Origin of the sequence: Burkholderia sp. BCC0398 (assembly GCF_902833245.1) — a bacterium.
GTDB lineage: Bacteria > Pseudomonadota > Gammaproteobacteria > Burkholderiales > Burkholderiaceae > Burkholderia > Burkholderia sola.
Window position 1 is genome coordinate 436847 of the sequence record NZ_CADFEM010000004.1, and the last position, 26221, is coordinate 463067.

The following is a 26221-nucleotide window of genomic DNA, read 5'->3' on the forward strand; positions in this document are numbered from 1 at the left end:
AAGGAAGGGAGGGCTGATGATCATGGCTTCAGTGGGACGACGAGTACCGGTCGGAAATCTTCAGGTTGGCCTGCGGTAGCGACGGCAATGGTGTCGTGACGTTGTTCGGCCCGTGAAACGAGAATGACGCCGCCTTTATCGTGAAGGCGCCGGGACAGTGAAATGTCATGTTGCCGTTCTCGATTACGAGCGAAGCTCCACCGCTGTTGAGTGTGATCTTCGACTTGGCCGACACTTGGACATCCGCACTTTGGCTCGCGACGCGCAGCTGCTGCTTCGCGAACAAGTCCATCCCGTCCGTAAGCGCCGCCATCATGACCTTGCCCTTCGCTGCGACAAAATTCAGCCCGAGCTTGTGCGCACACAGCGAGATCAGGTCACCCGCCACCATGCGCAGCCGCCTGACGATGCTCACGTCCATGTCCCGGCCTGCGGTGACGATCACGTTCTCGCCCGTCGATTGCTGCAGTGATTTCGGTGTCACGAACGCGATGCCGCCGGGAGCACTCGCAAGCAGCCCCGCGTCGCGAAGCTGATCGAGGCCGTCGAGCAGCGCCGCCTGCGTCGCACGGTCCGCAGGGTCGGCCTTGGCTTGCGTCGTCGCAGCCGCAAGGTCCGTTACACGCTGCAATGCTGTCTTGAGTTGCGCGATAGCGGCGGGCATGTCGAGATGCGGTGTCTCGGATCCACCTGCTGCGTCTGCCGAAACGAACAGCCCCTTCGACGCGCGCAACGTGCCCCAGTTCTGCGTGGTCAATTCGAAGCCCTGGCCGCGCTTGTTCTTGTCCCCGTCGACCAGATGGCCCATGTTGAGCGACGACTGCCCGAACACCGTCGCCAACCGGATACCCTCGTGGTCTTTCAGATCCTCGAAGCGCAACTTGTTGCCGAGCAAGGGCGAGCGGAATACGGTGCGGCTGTACCACCCTTCCTTGCCGTGGACGAGGTCGCGACGCGCATGGTCATGCAGCGCCCCTGCGATCAGCAGGCGGTCGCAATTTCCCTGGGTCGCGACGACGCGTACTTCGGACCGCGGCAGCAAGGGGATGTGCAGGCCGCCCTGATACGACGCCGACGTACGCAGCACACGCAACGGCATGCTGTTCGTGCCGCGCTTGCCGCTGTGCCGGGTGAACAGGAGCCTGACGCGATAGCGGCCATATTCGTCCATCCATGCGTACGGCTCGTCATCGCCGGACTCGACCACACCGATCAGCATGCCGGCGATCCATCGCCAATGCTTTTCAGGAACGTACTCGGGCCGGTAGGTCTGATGCGCGGGGATCGCTTCGAAGGTGTTGACCACCGACTGGCTCCGGCTACCGGTCGTGACGAGCTTCGTGATCACCATCCCGTGCGGCGCCTCGTGCACCTCGTCATTGGTGATCCGCACCACCATGCCAGGCGTCATGCCGATGACGTTACTCGTGCCCGTGAGCCGCACTTGCCGCGTGAGCAGTTCGTCACGCCGCGCGTCAGCCAGCGCCTGCCCTTCCTCGACCGAATGGAAATGCTCGACGCTGCGGTTCACGCTCCCGTATACCGAGCGATCGTCATAGGCCACGATCGATTCGACCTGCAGCGGATCGTCGGGTATGCGGTAGTTGCGATCCCATTCGCGCACCGTCTGCGGCACCAGCGCGCGCGTGACTTCCAGCGTCAGAATCGCCTCGTGCCAACTCGTCAGACCGGAATGCGGCATCAACGGCACCTCGAGCGCTCGCATATAGCCGCGCGGTGTATTGCCGAACACCAGCGTGTCGCGTTGCGGGCCGTCCTCTTTCTTCGCCTGCTTGAAGTAGTAATAGACCCCCGCGCGACAGCAGTGCCGGTCGATAAAGTTCGCGACCGTCTCTTCGTACATCACGGTTTGCTCCAGCTTCCCGTCGAGCCCTTCCAGCTCGAACTCGACGTCGAAGGATTGGAACAAGTCGCGATCGATAATCGTGTCGCTCAGCAACTCGCGAAACGACCTGTCCAGCAATACGGCCGAATCGTGCACCTCTTCAAGCAGCGAGAAGCGCGGCTTCAGATGGACTTGGTAGGTTGCTTCGTCGCGAGACGTTTTGACGCGAGTCCATTGCGTTACGACGCCGTGCACGGTACGCGCCGCATGCCGAACCGGATCGATCACGGCCGCCATCGAGGGCACGGAAGCGTACTCCTCGATCGTGAAGACTGCCGGCTGGCCCACAATCGTCGCACCGTCGATCCGCTTGTCCTGCGAGGTCACGATGATGTCCGCGAGGAATCGCGTATTCATTTCCTCGGTCAGAACGAATGACAGAACGGAGACCTGCGCATCGAGCGCCGCGATCTCGAGATGCAGCGGTTGGGTAACGACCGAATTGGGGTGTTTCAGTACATCCTGAATGGTTCGCATGGTTGCCGTTGAACGAGAGGTTTTACGCCGGCACGTTCGCCCATTCACGCATTCAGGGACGCAGTGCCACAACGCTCTCGCCAGTGAAGCATGGGTTCACGAGGATGAACACACACCGGTCACAGATCTGGCAGTTCGGAACTTTTACAGAATCAAATAAATCACTTATTTATTTTATAAATTTTTATCCACTTCTAATTAACTTTATATTTTTTCTTATCTCTTATTACATCAAACCGCGATCTCCAAAAGCATCGCTAAAATCAAACAACCAAATAGTAAATATAGGTCATCATGGGATACAAAAATGGCTCTCGGCCATCATACGAGATGGCCAATTCTATCGAAATGAAAGTAGATTTCATAAATTATGATATCCTAAAAAATCCCCTATAAATCCTCGACATGCCGAACGATATCAATCCATCTATCTGATACATAACCGAATTTCGAAATGTAGAAAATTGTCACACCCCAACGTCGGCGCGACATCGGTGACGGAGGGATGTCGCGCCCTACATATCTACTTTCCGACTTTACGACTCGACATCCTCCAGACTGAACACTTCCGTCTTGTCGTTGTACGAAAAAACCTCCCCGTACCGCCCCCAGTCGATCACCGCATCGAGCGTTTCCTCGGCCGCTTCGTCGGACAGGAAGTCCTCCAGCTCCTGCTCGAAGCGCACGCGCGGCGCGCGATGGCCCGGGCGCTCGTTCAGCACCTTCCGGATCCGCGCAGCAAGCGGCACATGTTTCAGCAGGTGATCCGCGAACATCAGCTTGCGCTCCTGCGTGCCGAATTCGGCGAACACGCGCGCGGGCGGCGTCAGGAACACGTCGCCTTCGCGCACGTCCGCGAAACCGAGGTGCTGCAGCACTTCCGCGATCGGAAACAGTTCGTCGACTTCCAGATGCAGCGAACGCGCGATTTCCGGCATGTCCGCACGACCGTGGTACGGCGCCATCGCGAGCGTCTCGATCAGGCCGGCCATCAGGTTGGTCGACACGCGCGGCATCCAGCTACCCAGTTCCAGCCCCTTCTTCGTCGCTTCGCCGGTCTGACGGGCGGTCATCTTCGCGTAGATGTCGTCGACGAGCTTGCGGAAATCGGTGTCGAGCCGGTTGCGCGGATGCTTGAACGGCACCTTGATCTCGGCGATCACGCGGCCCGGGTTCGACGACAGCACGAGAATGCGATCGCACATGAACACCGCTTCCTCGATGTTGTGCGTGACGATCAGCACCGACTTGATCGGCATGCGGCCTTGCGTCCACAGATCGAGCAAATCGGTACGCAGCGTTTCGGCGGTCAGCACGTCGAGTGCGGAGAACGGCTCGTCCATCAGCAGAATGGTCGGATCGACGACCAGTGCGCGTGCAAAACCGACGCGCTGACGCATGCCGCCCGATAATTCGCGCGGATACGCGTTCTCGAAGCCGTCGAGACCGATCAGGTCGATCGCGGCCAGCGCGCGTTCGCGCCGCTCGCGCGCGCCGACGCCGAGCGCCTCCAACCCGGCTTCCACGTTCTGCAACACGGTGAGCCACGGGAACAGCGCGAAGGTCTGGAACACCATCGCGACGCCTTCGGCCGGGCCGCGCAGCGGCTTGCCGAGGTAGGTCACCTCGCCGCCGGTCGGCTCGATCAGGCCGGCGATGATGCGCAACAACGTGGATTTTCCGGACCCCGATCGGCCGAGCAGGCCGACGATCTCGCCTTCGCGCAGCGACAGGTTCGCGTCGTCGAGCACGAGCAGTTCGCCCTGCGACTTGTTGAAGCCGCGGTTCACGTGCTCGACGCGCAGGATTTCTTCGCCGAGCCGCGGCGGCTGCAGCGGTTGAGACGTCTTGACGGGGGCGTTGACAACGGTCGAATTTTGCATCGCGCTTACTCTCAATCGAGACGGAGCCGGGATTCCGCATAGGCGTACATCGGACGCCACAGCAGGCGGTTGAACAAGGTAACGAACAGGGACATCACGGCGATGCCCAGGATGATCTTCGGGAAATCCCCGGCGGCGGTGGTCTGCGCGATATACGCGCCGAGGCCGTGCGCGACGACCTTCGTGTCGCCCCACTGCACGAACTCGGACACGATGCTCGCGTTCCACGCACCGCCCGACGCGGTGATCGCGCCGGTCACGTAGTACGGGAAGATGCCGGGCAGCATCGCCTGGCGCCACCACTGCCAGCCGCGGATGCGGAAATTCTTCGTCGCTTCCTTGTAATCGTTCGGATAGGACATCGCGCCCGCGATCACGTTGAACAGGATGTACCACTGCGTGCCGAGCACGATCAGCGGCGACAGCCAGATGTCCGCGTTCAGGTGGAAATGGACGATGACGATCACGAACACCGGAAACAGCAGGTTCGCCGGGAACGCGGCGAGGAACTGCGCGAGCGGCTGGATCTTCTCGGCCAGCTTCGGGCGCAGCCCGATCAGCACGCCGAGCGGCACCCAGATCACCGATGCGATCGCGATCAGCACCAGCACGCGCAGCAGCGTGATGAGCCCGAGCACGAGCACGTGGCCGACCTCGGCCATCGTCACGCCGGTCGCGACGAAGCTGACGACGCGCCACACGATGTACACCGTCAGCAGGATCACGAACGCGGCCCACACGATGTCGCCGATGCGCGACGAACGGCGTGCCGATGCGCCGCGAGCGCGCGTGCCCGCTAGCGACGGCACGCGCAGCGGAATCCGCGCGGCCTGCGACAGCAGCCAGCCGGCCGGCACGAGCAACTGATGGATCAGGTGCGTGCGGCGCATCATGTCGAGCAGCCACGACTGCGGCGCATCGCCCGACGCGGTGTTCTCCATCCGGAACTTGTCGGCCCACGCGACGAGCGGGCGGAACAGGAACTGGTCGTAGGCAAGGATCACGACCGACATCGCGACGATCACCCAGCCGACCGCGCCGAGATTCTTGTCGGAGATCGCCTGCGCGAGATACGCGCCGATGCCCGGCAGCGTGATCGTCTGGTTGCCGACCGTGATCGCCTCCGACGCGACGACGAAGAACCAGCCGCCCGACATCGACATCATCATGTTCCAGATCAGGCCCGGCATCGAGAACGGCACTTCGAGCTTCCAGAAGCGCTGCCAGGACGTCAGGTGGAAGCCGCGCGACACTTCGCTCAGGTCGCGCGGCACCGTGCGCAGCGATTGATAGAAGCTGAACGTCATGTTCCATGCCTGGCTCGTGAAGATCGCGAAGATCGCGGCCAGCTCCGCACCGAGCACGCGACCCGGAAACAGCGCGAGGAAGAACGTGACCGTAAACGAGATGTAGCCGAGCACCGGCACCGACTGCAGGATGTCGAGGATCGGGATCAGCACCATGCCCGCGCGGCGGCTTTTCGCGGCGAGCGTGCCGTAGACGAGCGTGAACGCGAGCGACGCGACCATCGCGGCGAGCATCCGCAGCGTGGTGCGCAACGCGTATTCAGGCAGGTTCGACGGATCGAGCGAGATCTTCTGCGTCTGCAGCACGCCGATCGGCGCCATCGTCTCGTGAAAGCCGACGATCGCCATCGCGAGCATGCCGATGATCAACGGAAACGCGACCGCGTCCCAGCGATTGGGCAGCACGCGCCACGCCGACGCGTTGGCGGTGCGATTCGGATCGAAGAAACGGATATCCATCGGTAGCGTCTTGTGTCTTGTGTTGAATTAAAAATCGATGGGTCCGGACGCATGCCGCGCAGCCCGCTCGCAGCCGCGGGGCGAATCAGGACAGCCCGTGCAGTGCGAACGGCAGCGCCGAGCCTTCCTTGACGAAGCGTAGATCGACGGCGAGATGAGTGCCGGCATCGACGATGCCGCCGGCAATGATCGAAGAAAACAGCGCGAAGCTGGCGGGGCGCATGCGATGACCGACCGCACCGCCCGTTTCCGTTGCCGCGAGGTTCGGCATGAAGGGCTCCGGAGAGGGTATTCGGAGTGGGAGGCTATCGGGCGGCCGTGACGAAAATGTGACATGTCACTTACAGGACATTGACGGGTCATCCGGCGGGCGTCGCGCATCGCGCCGTCGGCCGCGCGCACGGGGATTCGATCTCGCAACGCGCGGGAATAAATCCGCCGCTTCGCCGGTATCGCATGCGAAGGCGCCGGCTTATTCCAGGACGATCCGGCCGTCCGGTTTCGTCACACGAATGCGAGGCTTACATGTCTTCATCGACCCCCACCCGCCCGTCGCGCCGCAAGGCCTTGCAATGCATGGCCTTCGGCGGCCTCGGCACGCTGTTTACGCTGTCGGGCGGCATCCTCACGCCGTTCGACCTCGCGCTCGCGCAGACCGGCGACGCGCGCCCGGCCGACGCGGGGCGGCCGCTGTTCGTGCAGATCAGCGATACGCACATCGGTTTCAACAAGGACGCGAATCCCGACGTGTCGGCCACGCTGAAGCAGACGATCGATCTCGTCAACGGGATGCCTGCGCTGCCCGCGCTGGCGATCCACACCGGCGACATCACGCATCTGTCCAAGCCCGAGGAATTCGACCACGCGTCGCAGTTGCTGTCCGCGCTGCGCGTGCCGGAACTGCACACGGTGCCCGGCGAGCACGACGTCACCGACGGTTCGGGCGCCGAATATTTCGGCCGGTTCGGCAAGGCGTCGGACAGCCGCGGCTATTACAGCTTCGATCACGCGGGCGTGCACTTCATCGGGCTCGTCAACGTGATGCACTTCAAGCCGAACGGGCTCGGCAGCTTCGGCGACGAACAGCTCGCGTGGCTCGCGCAGGACCTGAGAGGCCGCTCGTCGAGCACGCCGATCGTCGTGTTCTCGCACATGCCGATGTGGACCATCTACGAACCATGGGGCTGGGGCACCGGCGACGCGCCGCAGACGATGGCGCTGCTGCGCCGCTTCGGCTCGGTCACCGTGCTGAACGGGCACATCCATCAGATCGTGTCGAAGGTCGAGGGCAACGTGACGTTCCATACCGCCCGCTCGACCGCGTTCCCGCAGCCGACGGCCGGCAATGGGCCGGGCCCCGTGCCGCTCACGGTGCCGCACGACCGGCTGCCGTCGATGCTCGGCGTGACGACCGTCGAGTTCGCCGGCCATCCGGTCGCGTCGTCGCTGCACGATGCGACGCTCGCGTGACAAAAATAAGGAGACCGACATGATCCGCTTCAAGCCATCTCCAATCATCGCCGTGCTGATGCTGTTCGGCGCGGCTGCCGGTACGCCGCTGGCCGCGTTCGCGCAGGGCCCGAACGGCCCGCTCGTGACAATCCGCAATTTCATGTTCTCGCCGATGTCGACCACGATCAAGGCCGGCACGACGATCACGTGGAAGAACCTCGACGCGGAGCCGCATACCGTCGTCAACGACGCCGGCATCTTCCATTCGAAGGCGCTCGACCAGGACGAGACGTATTCGTTCCGATTCGACAAGCCGGGCGTCTACAAGGTGTTCTGCGGAATTCATCCGTATATGAAGGAGACGATCACCGTCGAATGACGCGGCTCGCCACGAAGCGCGCGGGCGAACGACGGGCGGCTGCCGCCTCCAACGACCGTCGTCCCCTTCGCCCGCGACCCACACGGAGCGGCCCACGATTCCCGCATTTTCCGGTCGATCGATGTTCGTCGCGGGCGGGCCTTGCATGCAGGCTCACTGCCCCGCCGCGCGCAAGTCCGGCGCGGTGCCCGCGACGACCGGACACGACTGCGGCAATGCGTGCCCGAACAGCACGGCCAGCCCGCACGCGGACGTGAACATGCCGAGACCGTCATGCCCGACACCCGGCACTTCGACGACCTGCTGCGCGAGATCGCCCGGATGCCGCTTTTTCAGGTAATCGAAATAGGCGAGCCCGCGCGCCAGCCGGTACGGCCCCTGCGCCATCGCCGCGCATGAACGGTCGATGAAATGCGTATAGGGATTCGTGTCGGCCTGCCCGAGCAGGTACACGACATGACGCGCGACGTAGCGCGTTTCGAGATCGCGCACGTCCTGCGACGCAACGTAAGGCGGCGCCGACTTCAGCCCGTACTTCCATTCGGTCGCGCGCGGGCATACGCCGCCGGCAAGTGCATCGGCATTCGGACGTTCGTCGTCGAAGTACAGGTAACTCGACGGGTTCGCGACCACGTAGCGTATGGCGATGCCGGCTCGCGCGAGCGCGTCGCCTTCGCGACCGGCCACTGCGTAACGCTGCAGCAACTGCGCACCGGCGGAGTGGCCGATCACGACGACCGTCGTCAGCGACGGGTACAGGCTGCGGTCGGTGAAATGCGCGAGCAGCGCGTCGAGCGCGGCAAACGAGCTGATCGGCGCCGGCTGGCGCGCGGGTTCGCCGCCCTTCCATCCTTCCTGCGTCCACGCGAGCGTCGATGCGGGTAGCGAAAACGCGCGCACGTCGGCGCGTGTCAGGAATTGCGGCGCGACGACCATCGTGCCCGCGCCCGCCGCACCGGCCTTTTCGACGACTGTGCGCCCCGATGCGTAGTACGCGTCGGCATTACGCAGCGTGCCGTGAATCACGATGAACACGCGCGTGACGTCGGGCGCGGCCCGGTCGAGCGGATGATCGGCGTAGACCGGCAGCATCGCGCTGCCCTGCGGCGTATCGACGACCATGCGCTGGTCGGCGACGGCCTTGACCGGCGCTTCGAGACGTTCGCGCTGCGCGGGCGTGGCGGCTTCGGCCTGCAGCGCGCCGGCCAGCGTGCCGGCGGCGGCGCAGGCGACCGCGAGCGGGACGGCGTATGACAAGGCGCGCGCGGCCGGCAGCGCACACGAGCGTCGGAGACTGGCAAACGCGACGGAAAGGACGGACATGGCGGCGGCTCGGGAGGCAGATATGACTTGAACGGCGATGGTCGCAGAATCCGTCGCGCGCCGCCGGGCCGTTGCGAACAACCGATCAGCCGGCCGGTTGCGCACCGCGTTCCGCGTCGATGCACCGTTGGCCGGAGCGGCTCGCGCGCGGCGGTATGAGATTGCCGACAAGACGAACTAAAACGAGCGAGTTCATCGAGAGCGGTTCACGGCGCGGCCCATGCGACCCCAAGATTACGATTCCCTATCAACCCCATTGCCGACAGTGCTTTCAAACATATCGTCAAAATACGATATAAGATTCGCCCATCGACGATACTTGTTTGCCCGATCGAAACACCCACCTTTCCATGCCGACCGAACTCGACATCGACGCGATCCTGAAAGCGCTCTCGAACCCCGTGCGCCGGGAGATCCTCGTCTGGCTGAAAACGCCCGGCGAGCATTTTCCGCAGCAGACGCTGCCGTACGAACACGGCGTCTGCGCGGGCCAGATCGACGCGCGCTGCGGGCTGTCGCAGTCGACCGTCTCCGCGCACCTCGCGACGCTGCAGCGCGCGGGGCTCGTGACGTCGACGCGGATCGGCCAGTGGGCGTTCTTTCAGCGCAACGAGGCCGTCATCGACGCATTTCACGACGCCCTGCGCCGCGAACTCTAGTCAACACGGCCGAACCGGCCATGCGGAGCGCTGTCGCCCATGACGCGACGGTTTCCCGCCTTTCGTGAAGAGGTTATTTGCCATGCCCACCCTGTTCGATCCCGTCACCCTCGGCGACCTGACCCTGCCGAACCGCATCGTGATGGCGCCGCTCACCCGCTCCCGCGCGGGCGCGACGCGCGTACCGAACGCCCTGATGGCCCGCTACTACGCCGAGCGCGCAACGGCCGGCCTGATCATTACCGAGGCCACGTCGGTCACGCCGCAGGGTGTCGGCTACGCAGATACCCCCGGCATCTGGTCCGACGAGCAGGTCGAAGGCTGGAAGCAGGTGACGCAGGCCGTGCATGCGGCCGGTGGGCGCATCGTGCTGCAGCTCTGGCACGTCGGCCGGATTTCCGACCCGGTGTTCCTGAACGGCGACCTGCCGGTCGCGCCGAGCGCGATCGCCGCGGGCGGCCACGTGAGCCTCGTGCGTCCGCAGCGCCCGTACGTGACGCCGCGCGCACTCGAACTCGACGAAATCCCGGGCATCGTCGCCGCGTACCGCAAGGGCGCGGAGAACGCGAAGGCGGCCGGCTTCGACGGCGTCGAGATCCACGGCGCGAACGGCTACCTGCTCGACCAGTTCCTGCAGGACAGCACCAATCGCCGCACCGATGCATACGGCGGCCCGGTCGAGAACCGTGCACGCCTGCTGCTCGAAGTGGTCGACGCGGCGATCGACGTGTGGGGCGCCGGCCGCGTCGGCGTGCACCTTGCACCGCGCGGCGATGCGCACACGATGGGCGATTCCGATCCGGCGGCAACGTTCGGCTATGTCGCGCGCGAACTCGGCCGCCGCAAGATCGCGTTCATCTTCACGCGTGAATCGTATTCGGGCGACCACCTGAGCCCGCGCCTGAAGGAAGCGTTCGGCGGCCCGCTGATCGCGAACGAGCAGTTCACGCTCGACACCGCGCAGGCCGCGCTCGCGAACGGCAGCGCCGACGCGATCGCCTGGGGCAAGCTGTTCATCGCGAACCCGGACCTGCCGCGCCGCCTCGAAATCGGCGCGCCGCTCAACCAGCCGGTGCCGGAGACGTTCTACGCGGAAGGCGAAACGGGCTACACCGACTACCCGGCGCTGAGCGACGCGGCCTGACGGTGGAACGGCGCGGGTTCAGGCGGGCACGTCCGCACGCATGAACACGCGCCGCGTTTCGTCGAGGCCGAGCGCGACGTGGTGCGCGCGGATCGCGCGCAGCGCGTCGTCGAGCGCCGCATCGTCGATGATCCGGAACCCGAGACGCGCGTAGTACGGCGCATTCCACGGCGCATCGCGAAACGTCGACAGCACCACCTGCTCGACGTGCTGCCGCGCCGCGCGCGCGATCACCTGCTCGATGAGACGCGCGCCGATCCGCTGCCCGGCATGCGACGGCGCGACATCCAGTTCCTCCAGATACAGCCGCCGCGCATCGAGCAGCCGATAGAACGCGAATCCCACGCACGTGCGTTGCGGACCGACCGCGACGTACGCGCGACCGTCGTCGATCCGCTCGAGCACGGCGGCCGCATCGGTCGGCTCGGCATCGGCGATGTCGGCCATGCCGATCTCGCGAAACCGCTGCGCGGCGGCGACTTCCACGGCGGCCATCGCGGCCGCGTCTTCCCGCGTGGCGGGGCGAATCAGGATCGAGGCAGGCATGACGGCATTTCAGGCAGGCAGTCTTGAACGGCCGTCACTATAATCGAAACTTCACACGTATCGTTTCGAACGATTTCGAACGCCCGATCCACGAGGTCCGTCATGACGCTGTCCGCACTCGCCGTCTTCGCCTTCGCCCTGCTCGTCACCGCCGGCACGCCCGGCCCGAGCGTCGCCGCGCTCGTCGCGCGCGTGCTGACGAACGGCGTGCGCGACGTGCTGCCGTTCCTCGCGGCCATGTGGCTCGGCGAGGCGCTGTGGCTCACGCTCGCGGTCGCGGGGCTGTCCGCGTTCGCGCACACGTTCGCGACCGGCCTGATCGTGCTGAAGCTGCTCGGCGTCGCGTACCTGCTGTTCCTCGCGTGGAAGATGTGGACCGCGCCGACCGGCACGGGCGCGGACGACCTGCCGCGCGGCCAGTCGCCGTGGCGCATGTTCGTCGCCGGGATGCTGGTCACGCTCGGCAATCCGAAAATCATGATCTTCTATCTCGCGCTGCTGCCGACCATCGTCGACCTCACGCACGTCGGCGTCGCCGCATGGGCCGAATTGGTCGGGACGATGCTCGCGGTGTTGATCCTGGCCGACTGCTTCTGGTCGCTGCTCGCGTCCCGGGCACGGGCCTTCCTGACGTCGGCGCGCGCGAAGCGGATCGCGAACCGCACGAGCGCGACCGCGATGGCCGGTGCGGCAGTCGCGATCGCGACGCGGTAGTCGCCGGCGACGCGCCGGCCGCTAACAGCGAAACGCCTTGCGCCACACGCCCCGCTGCGGCGTGTGATCGTTGCATTCGATCAGCGCACGCACCAGCGCCCAGTCGTCGTCATCGCAGAAATCGAGCAGCATCGCGCCGTACGGGCCGGGCTGCTCGCGCAAGCGCTCGGCGAGCCGCGCATGAATGCCCTGCACGCGGCCATCGCCGTGTGCGACCACCGACGGATTCGCGCCCATCCCCGTTCCGCTGCAAAAATTGAGCGCCCAGCGGCCGCTGTCCGGCAGCGGCAGATGCGTCAGCAGCGCGTCGATCGCGCGCCACTTCCACGCGATCGACGCGGCCACCGGCACGCGATACTCGTCCTGGATCACGAACGCGCCGTCCGGATGATCGATCGTGAACGTCGCGTTGTCGGGCCATGCGGTCAGGTCGATGCCGAGCGGCCGGCCGCTGCGGAAACGCCGCAACAGCACGATCGCGCCGCGCACGTCGCCGAGCGCGGGCAGCGTGCCGCCGGCATGCCAGCGCAGCCACGGGTGCCGCGCGCGATGCGCATCGAACGTCGCATCGAAACTGCGTGTGCACGCATGCGCCGGCCACTCGTCCTTCACCGACATCACGATGCATTCGCGCGGATGCGCATCGAGAAAGCGCGTGCAGCTTGCCAGCACGTCGTCGAACGTCATGCCGAGCGCGATGCCGCCGTGATGGATGTCGAACGCATCGCGCACGTGCCGGCAGCGGATGTCGAGCAGCCGCACGCCATGCGCGAGCTGCGCATCGAGCGGCGCACGCTGGGTGCGCACCAGCGAATCGTCGACCGTATACGCACAGGTGTCATGGCTGCCCGGTAGGGTCAGCGTATGCAGCGGCCGCGCGTCGTCGAGCGCGGACATCCAGTCGGCAGGCGGCATGCGCGTATCGTGGCGCGAAGGGATCATGAATCGATGAATGACAAGGAAAGAAAACCATGGGTAACGGCGTCGGATGTCGCGGCGCGGGCCGGCGTCTCGCGCTCGGCAGTGTCGCGCGCGTTCTCGCCGACGGCAAGCATCGCGCCGCAAACGCGCGAACGCGTGATGGTCGCCGCGCGTGCGCTGGGCTACCAGGTCAACCTGATCGCGCGCGACATGATCACGCAGCGCAGCAGCATGATCGGCGTCGTGACGGCCGGGTTCGAGAACCCGTTCCGCGCGCGGCTGCTGTCGGACCTGATGGCCGCGCTCGGGCAGCGCGCGCTCACGCCGCTCGTGACCAATGCGGAAGATCCGCGCCAGGTCCGGCAATCGCTCGAGCAATTGCTCAGCTACCGGATCGCGGGCCTCGTGATGACGTCCGCGTCGCCGCCGCTGTCGGTCGCGCAGCAGTATCTCGAACACCGGATTCCGGTCGTGATGATCAACCGCGAAGCGAACCTGCCGGGCGCGGATGTGGTCGTCAGCGACAACGCGGCGGGCGCCACCCACGCCGCGCAGCGGCTCATGCAGGCCGGCGCGCGCCGCCTCGCGTTCGTCGGGCCGCGCGGCACGAGCTACAGCGCGCGGTCGCGCGCCGCGGCGTTCGAGCAGGCGCTCGGGCCACGCGACGCGTCCGACGCGACGCTCGTATGCGTGCTCGACACGCCGTCCGACACCCACGCCTGCGGAATCGACGCCACGCGGCAACTGTTCGCGACCGGCGAGCGGCCCGACGGCGTGTTCTGCTCGTCCGACCTGCTTGCGCTCGGCGTGATCGACGTCGCGCGCCGCGAATTCGGCTTGCGCGTGCCGGACGACCTGCGCGTGATCGGCTTCGACGATATCCCCGCCGCCGAATACGATGCGTATCGGCTGACGACGCTGCGGCAGGACACGCGCGGCCTCGCGCACGCGGCGATCGACCTGCTCGCCGACCGGATGCAGGCGTTCGACGGGCCGTCGCGCACATGTGTCGTGCCGGTCACGCAGGTGGTGCGCGACAGCTGCGCGTGACGACGCACGAACGCGCGCGGCCACGCCACGCGTCACTTCAACCCGCCCGCGAACCCGCGCAACAGGTAGCGCTGCACATAACCGGCCACGGCCAGCGTCGGCAGCGACGCCATCAGCCCCGCGCTCATCAGGTCGCCCCAGTCGATGCCGTTCTCCGTCACATAGCCGGCAATCGCGAGCGGCAGCGTGAAGCGGCTCGGCGTCGACACGAACAGCAGCGCGATCAGGAATTCGTTCCACGCCGCGATGAACACGAAGATCGCGGTCGCGATCAGCCCCGGCGCGCACAGCGGCAGCACGATCTGCACGAGCCGCCGCGCGAGCCCCGCGCCGTCGATGCACGCCGCTTCCTCGTATTCGATCGGCACGTCGCGCACGAACGCGAGCAGCATCCAGATCGCCATCGGCAATGCGTAGATCTGGTACGCGAGCATCAGGCCGAGCGTCGAATCGAGCAGGTGCAGCCGCTTCGCGAGCGTGAATAGCGGCACCGCGATCGTGATCGGCGGCATCAGCTTCAACGCCAGCACGAGCATCAGGAACAGCAGGTCGAGCCGCGCCGGAAACCGCAGCCGCACGAGCGCATACGCGGCCGGAAACGCGAGCGCCAGCGCGAGCAGCGTCGTGCCGAAGCCGACCAGCAGCGAATTGAACAGCGGCGCGCCGATGCCGTTCGACCACACCGACGCAAAATGCGAGAAGGTCGGCGCGGCCGGCCAGATCCGCAACGGATGATCGAAACGTTCGAGCGTCGGCATGAAGGCCGCGCCGGCCATCCACAGGCACGGCAGCAGCAACAGCGCGAGCGCGAGGACGCGCAGCGTCCACGGCATCGCGTGACCGAATGCGGCGCTCGCTCGTGCACGCGGGATGCCCGCCGATCGCGTCGTCATGCGCGCCGCTTGCGAACCGTCTGCCATACGTACCCCGAGACCAGCAGCGCGGACGCCGCGAGCATCAGCACCGACGCGGCGCTCGCCGGCCCGACGTTGAAGAAACGGAAGCCCGTGTCGTAGATATAGGTCGACAGCGTCTGCGTCGCATTGCCGGGGCCGCCGCCCGTCAGCGCATAGACCTTGTCGAACAGCTTGAACGTGTCGATCGAGCGCAGCAGCAGCGCGAGGCCGATCTGCGGCGCCGCGAGCGGCAGCGTGACGTCGCGCAGGCACTGCCACTCGCTCGCGCCGTCGGTGCGCGCGGCTTCGTACAGTTCCTGCGGGATCGACTGCAGCCCGGCCAGCACGATCAGGAACGCCATCGGCGTCCACTGCCACACGTCGACGAGCGCGAGCGACCACAGCGCGAGATGCGGATCGGACAGCCAGCGCACGCCTTCGATGCCGAACGCCGCGAGCAGCGCGTTCAGGAAGCCGTCGAAGTTCAGCCAGTTGCGCCAGATCGCCGAGCACACGAGCGTGGACAGCATCATCGGCAGGATCGCGAGCGGCAGCGCGATGCGCCGCCCGGGAAACGCGCGCACGAACAGCAGCGCGAGGCCGAAGCCGAGCGCGACTTCGGCGAGCGACGCAACGATCGTGAAGCGCAGCGTGTTGCCGAAGCCGGCGGTAAACGCGTCGTCGCCGAGCACCGCGCGATAGTTCGCGAGCCCCACGAACGCGCGGCGGCCGGCCGAGTAATCGACCCGGCAGAACGAGTCGAACAGTACCTGTGCGACCGGATACAACGCCAGCGCGGCGAGCACCAGCAGCGCGGGCCCGAGCAGCGCGACGATCGGCAGGCTGCGACCGAACGCTTTCATCCGCGGCCTCCGGTCGTCGGGTCGACGTTGACGCGCGCGGTCACTTGCCGGCCGCGGCCGTCGCCTGCGCGATCTTCTGCTGCGCCTGGCGCAGCGCGGCGTCGGGCGCGGCCTGCCCCGTCAGCGCGAGCTGCAACTGGTCGCCGAGAATGCTCTCGACCTGCTGCCAATCCGTCACGCGCGGCCGCGCACGGCCGGCCTCGAGCGCCTTCAGTTGATCGGGATACCAGCGATACTGGCGCACCAGCGCCGGATCGTTGAACACGCTGCGGCGGGTCGGCGGAATGCCGATGCCGGCGAGGCGCGTCTGCGTATCGCGTGCGGTCAGGTAAGCGAGGAAGTCCTGCGCGAGCTTCGCGTGCGGCGCGTCCTTCGGAATACCCATCTGCCAGATGCCGAGCATCGGGGCCGGGCCCGCGGTCTGCCCCGGCGGCGGCTGCAGCGCGATCTGCCCGACCACGCGCGACTGCTTCGCGTCGTCGAGCGCCGGCACCCACGCGGGCCATACCTCGATCGACTGCGCGGCCGTGCCGCGTTGCAGCGCGTCGCGCACTTCGGCCGCGCCGTACACGTCGACGTCCTTCGGCGCGAACGCCTTCAGCGCGAGGAACGTCTTCAGCGCGGCCTGCGCTTCGCGCGAATCGATCGTCACGTTGCCGGCACGGTCGAACACGTCGCCGCCGTATGCCCACAGGATCGGCAGGAAGCCCGTGACGACCGGGTTGCCCTTCGTGCCGCGGAACACGACGCCCGACACGCTCTTGTCCGCGCCGCCGACGGTCTGTGCGATCTTCAGCACGTCGTCCCAGTTGCGCGGCGGCTGCAGCTTGTACTTCGCGAGCAGGTCCTTGCGATACGCGAACATCTCGACGTTGCCGACGATCGGCAGCGCGTACAGCGCGCCGGCCGCATTGCGGCCGAGCGCGACGGCGGACGGCACGAGATCGGCATCGGCGAGCGATGCGGGCAGCGGCTTCAGCCAGCCGTTGCCGATGAATTCGGGCGCCCACGTATCGTCCATCATCACGAGGTCGTACGCGCCGGTGCCTTCGCGCATCGACAGCTTCAGCTTCTGGTACAGGTTCGCGTTCGGCAGCTTGAGCAGCTCGATCTCGGTGCCCGGATGCAGCTTGGTGAAACCGGCGACGGCGTCGGCGAGCCCCTTGCCGTAGATGTCGTCGCGTCCCGCGATGACGAGATCCGCCGCGAAAGCGTGCGTGGCGACAACGGACAGCGCAACGGCGGCGGACAGCGCGCGCAGGCGGCTCAGCAGGGTCATGTGGTCTCTCTCGATCGGCGTATGGAGCGGGTATGGAACGGAACGGTCATGCGTTGCACACGTGTGCAACGCCGGCGACACGTCGGGTCGCGTGAAGCGTCGCCATTGTTCACGCAGACCGTGAAGGTATTGTGGCAACGCGCAAAGCCGGGCGACCTGACGCGCGCGTTCCGTCAATCCGGGTCCATTCAGTCAAGCATACGGACGGTTTTTTTCAAGCATCGCTTTCCAGCAATCGACCGGCGCCGGACCATGCGCGTGAGGGTCGTGCGGCGGCACGCGACCGACGTGCCGCCGCCAGCCGCATCCAGCATCAAAAGTTCACACGAATCCCCCCCATCACCGCCAGTTGCCGGCTCGAATTGCTGTTCGCAAGCACCGGAATCTGCGCATAGTTCGCCGCGTTGCCCGCCGCGTCGGTGCCGAGCCCCGTGCCGCTCGCGATCTGGCCGATCGCGACCGCATACAGCGCGGTGCGCTTCGACAGGCTGTAGTTCGTGCCGACGTTCAGTTGGTGGAAGCGCGTCGTGCCGCGCCCGTCCGTGTGCGCGGCGTTGAAGATGTACGCGACGCCGCCTTGCAGCGCCGGCGTGAACATGTACGTGACGTTCAGCTCGCCGACGTCGAACGTGAACGCCTGCGTGCGCGGCTGCGCGGCGGTCGAGAAATAGCGGCTGTCGCCGAGACGCGTATGCGTATAGGTCAGCGCGACCGTCGCCGCGCCGAACGTGACCGACCCGCCCGCGCCGAACGCGCGCATCGAGCCCGCATCCTGCAGCAGGCAAACCATCGCGCCCGGGTTGCTGCACGCGAAATCGCCGATATAGCCGCTCGCGCCGCCGAGCGCCGCGTCGAGCGGTTGATGCAGGTCGAGGTAGCCGACCGAGAACGCCACCGGCGCACGCGTGTACGTCGCGGCCACCGCGTAGCCGCGCTTCGCGGAAAAATCGCCGGCCTGCCCGCCGAAGCTGAACGTGCCGCCGAACGTCAGCCCGTTGAAATCGGCGCTGGTGAACTTCACCGCGTTATTGAAGTTGAATGCGGCATTCAGGTTGTCGACGTCGCCGAGATGCGAGCCGTACGGCGTCGCCCAGTTGTTGCTCGACACATACGCGCCGAGCATGTCGGTGTACGAGTCGTATTGCCGGCCGAGGCCGAGCGTGCCGATCGAATCCTGGCGCAGCCCGACCCATGCCTGCCGGCTGAACGCCGTGCCGCCTTGCAGCGCCTGCCCGTTCGCGGACAGAAACTGCTGCTCGAGCGAGAACACCGCGCTGAGCCCGCCGCCGAGCGGCTCGACGCCCTGGAAGCCGAAGCGGGACGGCACGAGGTTGCCGCCGCCCATCTGCCATGCATGGCCGCCGCCCGTGCTGCCGTCGGCGCGCGTGAACTGCTGGTTCGTCGAATAGATGATGCCGGTATCCACGGTGCCGTACAGCGTCACGCTGCCGGAGGTTTGCGCGTGTGCGTGCATGCAACCCAGCATGGCCGCGGCTGCGGTCAGTCGTCGTCCGTTCTTCATGTCCCGCCCCTCAATGGTCATCGATTCGCAGTGCCAACCGATGGTGTTGTCGATATGGGTGGCAGGACTTTATCCAGCGAAAATTCCGGACCTCTATCCCAAATCAGCAAATGGTGGAGGGTGCGGCTCGCGACGGCGCCCGGGGGGGTGCCGTCACAATGCGCGTACGTCATGCGGGACGCGTCGTCTGGGAAGGCAACTCGCCGAACAGGTCGCGATACTCGCGCGCGAAATAGCCGAGATGCGTGAAACCCCAGCTCGCGGCGGCTTCGCCGACGCCGAGCTGCTGCACCGGCGTCGTGCGCAGCAGGCGACGCACCGCGTTCAGCCGGATCGTGCGCAGGTAGCCGACCGGCGTGACGTCGGCCACGCGCTGGAAGCTCGTTTGCAGCGTGCGGCGGCTGCAGCGCAGCGCACGGCACAGTTCGAGCACGGTGACGGGTTCTTCGGGCCGCTCGCGCAGATGCTTCTCGCAGCGGCTCACGATATCGCTGTAGGTCGCATGCGTGATGTCGCGACGCTCGACGCCGATGCCCTGTTCGAGCGCGTCGAGGAACATGCCGAGCATCGCGTCGCGAAACATCTTGCGGGTCGCCGCATATTCGAGGCAGCCCGGGTTGCGCTGCGCATCGTCGATCAGCGCCGACAGCCGCACGCCGAGCGCGACGCCCTGCGCGTCGGACAGCCGCGTCACGTGCCGCAGCCTGCGCGCGGCGGCCGCGCCGAATTCGGCTTCGCACAGCTCGTCGATCATGTCGGACGCCGCACTGATCCCGACGAGCCCCATCCCTTCCGGCGTGTGGAACTCGAAATCCTCGCCGGCGCGCAGCGCGAGCAGCGCATAGCCGTCGACGGGCTGGCCCTGGAACGTACCCGCGAGCGGCACGGACAGCGGCACCGCGAGCGACGTGCGCCCGACCGGCGCGAGCCCGGTTTGCGCGACGCGCCGGTTGGTCGTCTCGCGGAAGAAGTGGAAATCGTCGTACAGCACCTGCGTGACGGTGCCCTTGAAGCGGCCCGGCGTCATCTGACGGTAGACCTGATGCCAGCCCGCGATCGCGAGCCCGTGATCGTGCACGTCTTCGTGTGAGCGGGACTGGAACAGCATCGGCGTCTCCGGTAAAACCCTGGGGTGCTGGATGCGGCCGCCGGGTTCGCGCGGCACGCATCGCCACAGCTTACCCTCGCAAATTCCTGCGTAGTGCGGTTTCGAATGCAAGACAGGCCCCCGACAGCGCGGCGGCCTGCGCGTCGATCAGCCTGACATAGCGGCGAAACGACGGCATCCGGTTCACGACCTCGCTGCCGCCGAACGGCACGATCGCGAGCGTCCAGCGGCCGTCGCGCGCGTCGATCGCGCAGTCGGTGAAGTGCAGCGGCCGCAGCGCGTCGGCCAGCGACGGCTCGGCAAGCAGCGCGGCCAGCGTGTCGATGAATACGGGGTCGCATCCGGACATGGGCGCGGCATCGATGCCCGTGCAGCGCAGCCAGCCGGTCTGCCGCACGCGCGCGCTGCCGTGCGCGGCCGGGCCTCGGGCGGCCGCCGTCACCTTCACGCTGACCGTATGCATCAGGAACTGGCGCTCGACGCGCTCGTCGATGCTGACGCGCACGCCGTTCGGCAGCCGCGCCGTGACGCCGCCGACTCCACCCCCGGCACCACCGGCATCGCGCACGGCCCGCAGATCGGCGAGCACGCGCGCGGCGATCACGCCGGGCCGATGGCCAGGCGGCGGCGCATCGGGCACCGCGCGCCACCGGGCGAGCGCGGCCTTCACGATGCGACGTGCTCGTTGCGCAGCACGTCCTCGACCGGCACCGGCCTGAACGGATGCCGGCGCTGCACGACGAGCGTCCAGAACAGCGCGTACAGCGCGGTGAGCCCCAGCATCGCGCCGAACGGCACGTAGATGTCGCGCGCGTTCATGCCGGGCGGCGTGATGTACCAGATCGCGAGCACGATCCCGACGCTCGACACGATCTGCGGCAGCGGGAACAGCGGCGAACGGTACGGCCGCGGCAAGTCCGGCCGGCGGATGCGCAGCATCACGACCGACGCGGTGACGAGCAGGTACGCGGTGCCCCATGCGCAGGTCGCGGCGAGCACGAGATGCAGGATGCTGTCGAGATTGCCGTTGATCAGCCACGCATGGAAGATCGGCACGATCGCCGACGCGACGATACCGACCACCGGCGTCTTGAAACGCGGATGCAGGTACGCGAAGCAGCGCGGCAGCGCGCCGTCGATCGCCATCCCGTACAGGATGCGCGGCAGCCCGGCCATCAGCGTGTTGATCGTCGCGGCGCCCGCGCACAGGAACGCGATGCCGAACCAGATCCGCCCGAACGGCCCGAGCACCTGCAGCGCGAACGCGGGAATCGCGCCCGGCGTGTCGAGCAAATGCGTGAGGCCGTCGGGGCTCACCGGCACGTTCGGGACCTGGCGGCGGATCGCCGCGCCGTACAGGAACATGCAGATCGCGACGCCGACGAGGCCGAGCGCCATCGCGCGCGGGATCGTGCGGCCCGGCGCCTTCATTTCCGGCGCGAGCGGCGTGACGAACTCGCAGCCGACGAACATGAACATCGCCATCCCGACCAGCGACAGCACGGCCGGGATCGACGTGCCGACTTCCGACCCGCCGAACCAGCCGTCGAGATGCACGGCCGGCGCGGCCGCGAGCCCGAGGATCCCGAAGATCATCAGCGACAGCCACATGCCGGCCGTCAGCACGATCTCGAGCTTGCTGAACACCTTGATGCCGATGATGTTGGTGATCGCGAACGTGACCACGAGGCCGACGCCGACGAGCCACGAACTGTTGTGCTTCTCGAACGCGGCGTTCAGCGATTCGAAGTTCACGAGCGCCATGATCCCGCTCAGGATCGTCTCCGCGGTGCCGGCGAACACGTGCACGAGGAAATACGCGGAAATCGTGCCGGTGATCGCCCAGAAGCGGCCGAGCCCGCACGACAGGTAATCGTAAACCGAGCCGGCCGTCGGCAGCATCGCGGCGGCTTCGGAGAACGTGGTGGCCTGCGCCTGCATCATCACGAACGCGATGATCATCGCGACCGCGAACGCCCAGCCGCCCATCCCGAAGCCCGACGTCGCGGTGAGGATCACCGGGCTCGCCATGATGAGCCCGACCGCGCTCGCCAGCGCGGTCGGAAAACCGACCGCCCCGGCCTTCAATGCGGCGCCGCCGCCTGCTTCAGCCGGCGAGCCGGCGGACGTATCGCCCGCGGCGCCGGTCATTCCCGACCATCCCGACATCGTTGTCTCCTTCGTGGGTTGGCCCGAACCGGCGCTTCGTCGGCGGCCGGGGCCAGATGCTGTGCGGTCGGCCCCGGGCGGTGCTTCAGCGCGTCGATTCCCGGGGCCCCTCGTCGATCACGGCGTGATCCGATGTCGAAAAAATACGCAGGCAAAATAATCCGGTCATAGCGCAAATCGGCAAACCCGCGCTGGCGTTTACCCGCCGCCGCGGGCTGGCCGCCATGCGCTCACGCCGTCACGCGAACGGCACGGCCTCGAAGCCGGCCGCGAGCGCATCGACGATCCGGTCGAGCTGTTCGCGCTGGATCACGAGCGGCGGCGACAGGATGATCTTCGTGCCGACCGGGCGCACCAGCACGCCGTTCTCGCGCGCGACTTCCGCGACCGCATTCGCATAGCCCGACAGCGGATCGATCGGCTCGCGCGTGTCCTTGTTCGCGACGAGATCGAGCGCGAGCATCAGCCCCTTGCCGCGCACCTCGCCGACCGCCGCGAAGCGTTCCGCGAACGACTGCAACGCTTCGAGCAGATACGCGCCCTGCTTCGCCGCATTCGCCGGCAGGTCTTCCTTCACGACGATGTCGAGGCTCGCGATCGCGGCCGCGCATGCGACCGGGTGGCCGGCGTACGTGTAGCCGTGCATGATCGCGCCGCCGAAATCGGCATTCGCGGCAAACGCGTCCTCGATCCGCGCGTTCACGACCGTCGCGCCGAGCGGCACGTAGCCCGACGAAATCCCCTTCGCGAGACACATGATGTCCGGGCGCACGCCCCAGCCGCGACTGCCGAACAGACTGCCGCTGCGGCCGAAGCCCGTCACGACTTCGTCGGCGATCAGCAGCACGCCGTAGCGGTCGCACACCTCGCGCACCAGCGGCCAGTAATTGGCCGGCGGCACGATCACGCCGCCTGCGCCCTGGATCGGTTCCGCGATGAACGCGGCGACGGTGTCCGGGCTCTGGAACTGGATCTCGCGTTCGAGCATTTCCGCGCAGATCCGGCCGAGTTCCTCCGGGTCCTGCGTGAACGGGTTGCGGTACAGCCACGGCGTCTCGACGTGGAAGCAGCCGGGCAGGTTCGGCTCGTAGTTGCGGCGGAACACCGTATTGCCGTTCACCGACGCGCCGCCGAAATGCGTGCCGTGATACCCCTGCTTCAGCGAGATGAACTTCGTGCGATCGGCCTGGCCGCGCACCTTCCAGTACTGGCGCGCGATCTTCAGCGCGGTCTCGATCGAATCGGAGCCGCCCGAGCTGTACAGCACGCGGCGCATCCCTTCCGGTTCGAGCATGTCGATCACCTTCTTCGACAGCTCCTCCGCACGCGGATGCGAAATGCCGTCGAACAGCTGGAAGTATTCGAGCTCGTCGAGCTGACGCACGATCGCGTCCTTCACTTCCTGGCGGTTGTGGCCGACGTTCACGTTCCACAGGCCCGCGACGCCGTCGACGAGCTTGCGCCCCTGTTCGTCGAACACGTAGCAGCCGTCGCCGCGCACGATGCGGATCGGCTTGCGCTGTTTCATTTCGTTCGGGTGCAGCATCGGATGCCAGAATTTCGCTTCGTTGTAGCTCATTGCAATCTCCACTGTCGGATCGGTTTTTGCGGTTTTTGGATGGGCCCGCGCGTCAATGCGCGATGCAGACGGATTTGGTTTCGGTGAAGCCTTCGATCGCGTACTGGCCGAATTCGCGGCCGATGCCCGATTGCTTGTAGCCGCCGAACGGCATCGACGGATCGAGCGGGATATGGCAGTTCACCCACACGGTGCCGGCCTCGATCCGCGGCACGAGGTTCATCACGCGTGTCAGGTCGTTGCTCCAGATGCTCGCGGCGAGGCCGTACGGCGACGCATTCGCGAGGCGTATCGCATCGGCCGCGTCGTCGAACGGCACGACGACGATCACCGGGCCGAACACCTCGTCGTGGACGATCGCGCTGTCCGGGTGCGGATCGGCGATCACGGCCGGCTTCACGTAGTAGCCGGGCAGATCGTCGGCCGGCGTGCCGCCCGCGAGGAACGTGAGGCCCGCCCGGCGCGCGCCCTCGATATGCTGGACGACCTTGTCGCGATGGTGCGCGGATACCAGCGGATTGATCTGCGCGGTCGTATCGAGGCCCGCACCGAGCTTCATCGACTGCGCGACGCCGGCGAGCCCGTCCGCGAGTTGCGCGAACTTGCTGCGATGCACATAGATGCGGGACGCGGCCGCGCACACCTGCCCCTGGTTGAAGAACGCGCCGGCGGCGACGCCATCGAGCGCCTGCGCGACGTCGACGTCGTCGAGCATCACGATCGGATTCTTGCCGCCGAGTTCGAGCGAGAAGCGCGTCATGTTCTGCACGGCCGCCGCGCCAACCAGCTTACCGGTCGCGGTCGACCCCGTGAACGAGATCTTCGCGATCGACGGGTGGCTCGCGAGCGCCGAACCGCAGACGCGCCCGCCCGTGACCACGTTGAACACGCCGGGCGGCACGCCGGCTTCGCGGGCCAGTTCGGCGAGCCGCAGCGCGGTGAGCGGCGTTTCCGGCGACGGCTTCAGCACGATCGTGCAGCCGGCCGCGAGCGCGGGAATCAGCTTCCACACCGCGATCATCAGCGGGAAATTCCACGGCACGATCGCGGCGACCACGCCGACGGGCTCCTTGCGCGTATAGGCCGTATAGCGCGCGCCGGGCGGGAACGGGATCGACACGTCGAGCGTCTGGCCGGTGATCTTGGTCGCCCAGCCGGCCATGTAGCGCACGTATTCGACGCTCGCGCCGACTTCGACCGCGCGCGACACGTGAATCGACTTGCCCTGGTTCAGTGTTTCGAGTTGCGCGAGCGTTTCGGCGTCGGCTTCGATCAGGTCCGCGAGTTTCAGCAGGATGCGTTCGCGGTCGGCCGGCCGCAGCCCGCTCCACACGCGCGCGTCGAACGCGTGTTTCGCGCTGGCGACCGCGCGGTCGACGTCGTGTTCATCTGCATCGGCGACGGTCGCGAGCCGCTCGCCCGTGGCGGGGTCGTACACGTCGAGCCGGGCAGCCGCGTGCGCGGGCTGCATGGCACCGTCGATGAAGAGGCCGAAGTCGCGCGCAACGAAGGTGCGCACGGTGTCGCTGACGGCGACGAAGTTCGTGTTGCTCATGGGCGTCTCGTTGATTGTCGTGGCTGGACCGCGGGCCGGTGAGGCACGCAGGTGTCGGACCACTGTATCGACGAGGATTCACGCCCGGTGAGCGCAAATTGGCAGCGCGTGATCGGCAAGACGATCGCGCAGCGTGCCGCGCGATCCCGATTACAGGAACAACGCCCCGACCAGCTCCGTGCGATTCGACACGCCGAGCTTGCGGTACATCCGCATCAGGTGCGTCTTGATCGTCGGCGGCCCGAGCGCGAGATCGCGCGCGATCTCCTTGTTCGAGCGGCCGTCGCGCACGAGCCGCGCGATTTGTTCCTCTCGGTAGGTAAGCCGCTCCTCGCAGGCGATCTGATGAATCCCGCGCCGTGCACGCAGCAGCGGGCTCAGCGCGGCTTCAGCGACCGGCTGCAGCCGCGCGAGCGCGTCGATCTCGCCGGGCGCGAACCGTCGTGCGGTGCCGTTGCCGTTCGCATCGCCGATGCCGAAGCGCAGCAGCGAGAACGCGCCGACCGTCCGGCCCGCGTCCCGCAGCCAGATCTCGACGACGTCGGCCACGTCGTGCCGCCGCAGAAAACGGGTCCAGTACGCGGACGCAGCGCGTCGTTCGTCGGGCAGTTGGGACGCGAGCGTGACGACCGCGCATTCGCCCGCCGCGCAGCGCGACGGATGCAGCGGATCGAGCATCCGGTAGCGGGCAATATAGGTGCGGTGCATCGATTCCGGCATCCCGAACAGCTCGAAATCGGCCGGCTCGCCGCTCTGGTCGAGCCGGTAGAACACGATCGCCGACGGGCTCGCGAACGCGTCGAACGCGTCCACGCATGCGCGCAGCGCGCGTCGCCAATCGGCGGGAGCGTGGTCGGTGGGGGCGGACAAGGTAGGCATGGGAATCGGCTGGCGCGCGAATGCATCGAATCTCGACGTCCGGGCCAGCGTACCGACGCCGAAAAGCGCCGGTGAGCACAAATCGGCAATTCGTCCCGGGCCGGCCAGGGCGGCCGGTTCAACCGGGACGATACGGGCGCGCGAAGGGGCG

At 66.8% G+C, this 26221-nt stretch carries 23 protein-coding genes; 6 read left to right on the forward strand and 17 right to left on the reverse strand.

Features of this window, described 5'->3' with window-relative positions:
* Positions 1–28: 28 nt before the first annotated feature.
* The 4 genes from HWX76_RS11195 to HWX76_RS11210 form a co-directional block, all read right to left on the reverse strand.
* Complete coding sequence (locus HWX76_RS11195) at positions 29–2383, reverse strand: type VI secretion system tip protein VgrG (protein ID WP_176015805.1); 2355 nt, start codon at positions 2381–2383, stop codon at positions 29–31.
* A 536-nt stretch (positions 2384–2919) separates the two neighbouring features.
* Positions 2920–4266, reverse strand: a complete 1347-nt coding sequence (locus HWX76_RS11200) for a nitrate/sulfonate/bicarbonate ABC transporter ATP-binding protein (protein WP_124630727.1) — start codon at positions 4264–4266, stop codon at positions 2920–2922.
* Positions 4267–4277: 11 nt separating this feature from the next.
* On the reverse strand, positions 4278–6032 hold the full coding sequence (locus HWX76_RS11205; protein ID WP_176015806.1) for an ABC transporter permease subunit: 1755 nt from the start codon (positions 6030–6032) through the stop codon (positions 4278–4280).
* A gap of 85 nt (positions 6033–6117) precedes the next feature.
* Positions 6118–6303 (reverse strand): hypothetical protein, encoded by a 186-nt coding sequence (locus tag HWX76_RS11210; protein ID WP_050017457.1) that lies wholly within the window; start codon positions 6301–6303, stop codon positions 6118–6120.
* A gap of 254 nt (positions 6304–6557) precedes the next feature.
* Between HWX76_RS11210 and HWX76_RS11215 the strand changes: the two genes are divergently transcribed.
* Both HWX76_RS11215 and HWX76_RS11220 read left to right on the forward strand, forming a co-directional pair.
* A complete protein-coding gene (locus HWX76_RS11215; protein WP_089489519.1) occupies positions 6558–7502 on the forward strand; it encodes a metallophosphoesterase in 945 nt (314 codons plus the stop codon).
* 19 nt (positions 7503–7521) lie between these two features.
* The gene (locus HWX76_RS11220; RefSeq protein WP_050017455.1) at positions 7522–7863 is read left to right on the forward strand and encodes a cupredoxin family copper-binding protein; all 342 of its coding nucleotides are present in this window, start codon (positions 7522–7524) and stop codon (positions 7861–7863) included.
* A gap of 153 nt (positions 7864–8016) precedes the next feature.
* Here HWX76_RS11220 and HWX76_RS11225 read toward each other — a convergent pair whose 3' ends face one another.
* Complete coding sequence (locus tag HWX76_RS11225; protein ID WP_176015807.1) at positions 8017–9186, reverse strand: alpha/beta hydrolase; 1170 nt, start codon at positions 9184–9186, stop codon at positions 8017–8019.
* Between the two features lie 350 nt (positions 9187–9536).
* Between HWX76_RS11225 and HWX76_RS11230 the strand changes: the two genes are divergently transcribed.
* Both HWX76_RS11230 and HWX76_RS11235 read left to right on the forward strand, forming a co-directional pair.
* A complete protein-coding gene (locus HWX76_RS11230; protein WP_006496873.1) occupies positions 9537–9845 on the forward strand; it encodes a helix-turn-helix transcriptional regulator in 309 nt (102 codons plus the stop codon).
* An 82-nt stretch (positions 9846–9927) separates the two neighbouring features.
* Positions 9928–10989, forward strand: coding sequence for an alkene reductase (locus HWX76_RS11235; RefSeq protein ID WP_176015808.1), 1062 nt, complete (start codon positions 9928–9930; stop codon positions 10987–10989).
* An 18-nt stretch (positions 10990–11007) separates the two neighbouring features.
* On the opposite strand, the gene HWX76_RS11240 is transcribed toward HWX76_RS11235, so the two are convergent.
* Positions 11008–11535: a GNAT family N-acetyltransferase gene (locus tag HWX76_RS11240; RefSeq protein WP_050017451.1), complete on the reverse strand. Its 528-nt coding sequence runs from the start codon at positions 11533–11535 to the stop codon at positions 11008–11010.
* Positions 11536–11637: 102 nt separating this feature from the next.
* Between HWX76_RS11240 and HWX76_RS11245 the strand changes: the two genes are divergently transcribed.
* Positions 11638–12249 (forward strand): LysE family translocator, encoded by a 612-nt coding sequence (locus tag HWX76_RS11245; RefSeq protein ID WP_050017450.1) that lies wholly within the window; start codon positions 11638–11640, stop codon positions 12247–12249.
* A 21-nt stretch (positions 12250–12270) separates the two neighbouring features.
* Here the strand turns inward: HWX76_RS11245 and HWX76_RS11250 are convergent, their stop codons facing one another.
* Positions 12271–13191, reverse strand: a complete 921-nt coding sequence (locus tag HWX76_RS11250) for a phosphatidylinositol-specific phospholipase C (RefSeq protein ID WP_176015809.1) — start codon at positions 13189–13191, stop codon at positions 12271–12273.
* Positions 13192–13197: 6 nt separating this feature from the next.
* Here HWX76_RS11250 and HWX76_RS11255 point away from each other — a divergent pair, with 6 nt between their 5' ends.
* A complete protein-coding gene (locus HWX76_RS11255) occupies positions 13198–14220 on the forward strand; it encodes a LacI family DNA-binding transcriptional regulator (RefSeq protein ID WP_089489522.1) in 1023 nt (340 codons plus the stop codon).
* 32 nt (positions 14221–14252) lie between these two features.
* On the opposite strand, the gene HWX76_RS11260 is transcribed toward HWX76_RS11255, so the two are convergent.
* The 10 genes from HWX76_RS11260 to HWX76_RS11305 all read right to left on the reverse strand — a co-directional run bounded on the left by HWX76_RS11260 (position 14253) and on the right by HWX76_RS11305 (position 26070).
* Positions 14253–15113 carry a carbohydrate ABC transporter permease gene (locus tag HWX76_RS11260; RefSeq protein WP_176015810.1) on the reverse strand — a complete coding sequence of 287 codons (861 nt, stop codon included), beginning with the start codon at positions 15111–15113 and terminating at the stop codon, positions 14253–14255.
* Positions 15110–15979 (reverse strand): sugar ABC transporter permease, encoded by an 870-nt coding sequence (locus HWX76_RS11265; protein WP_089489523.1) that lies wholly within the window; start codon positions 15977–15979, stop codon positions 15110–15112. The genes HWX76_RS11260 and HWX76_RS11265 overlap by 4 nt, the downstream gene beginning before the upstream one ends.
* Positions 15980–16019: 40 nt before the next feature.
* Positions 16020–17258 carry an ABC transporter substrate-binding protein gene (locus HWX76_RS11270; protein WP_176015811.1) on the reverse strand — a complete coding sequence of 413 codons (1239 nt, stop codon included), beginning with the start codon at positions 17256–17258 and terminating at the stop codon, positions 16020–16022.
* 313 nt (positions 17259–17571) lie between these two features.
* Positions 17572–18780 (reverse strand): porin, encoded by a 1209-nt coding sequence (locus HWX76_RS11275; RefSeq protein WP_050017445.1) that lies wholly within the window; start codon positions 18778–18780, stop codon positions 17572–17574.
* 169 nt (positions 18781–18949) lie between these two features.
* On the reverse strand, positions 18950–19888 hold the full coding sequence (locus HWX76_RS11280) for a helix-turn-helix domain-containing protein (RefSeq protein ID WP_050017444.1): 939 nt from the start codon (positions 19886–19888) through the stop codon (positions 18950–18952).
* A gap of 70 nt (positions 19889–19958) precedes the next feature.
* On the reverse strand, positions 19959–20558 hold the full coding sequence (locus HWX76_RS11285; protein ID WP_124592954.1) for a DUF3156 family protein: 600 nt from the start codon (positions 20556–20558) through the stop codon (positions 19959–19961).
* Positions 20555–22057 carry an APC family permease gene (locus HWX76_RS11290; protein ID WP_089489526.1) on the reverse strand — a complete coding sequence of 501 codons (1503 nt, stop codon included), beginning with the start codon at positions 22055–22057 and terminating at the stop codon, positions 20555–20557. The genes HWX76_RS11285 and HWX76_RS11290 overlap by 4 nt, the downstream gene beginning before the upstream one ends.
* Positions 22058–22295: 238 nt before the next feature.
* The gene (locus tag HWX76_RS11295) at positions 22296–23636 is read right to left on the reverse strand and encodes an aspartate aminotransferase family protein (RefSeq protein WP_124592955.1); all 1341 of its coding nucleotides are present in this window, start codon (positions 23634–23636) and stop codon (positions 22296–22298) included.
* A gap of 52 nt (positions 23637–23688) precedes the next feature.
* The gene (locus tag HWX76_RS11300; protein ID WP_050017440.1) at positions 23689–25191 is read right to left on the reverse strand and encodes an aldehyde dehydrogenase family protein; all 1503 of its coding nucleotides are present in this window, start codon (positions 25189–25191) and stop codon (positions 23689–23691) included.
* 150 nt (positions 25192–25341) lie between these two features.
* Positions 25342–26070, reverse strand: coding sequence for a LuxR C-terminal-related transcriptional regulator (locus HWX76_RS11305; protein ID WP_124555969.1), 729 nt, complete (start codon positions 26068–26070; stop codon positions 25342–25344).
* Positions 26071–26221 lie beyond the last annotated feature (151 nt).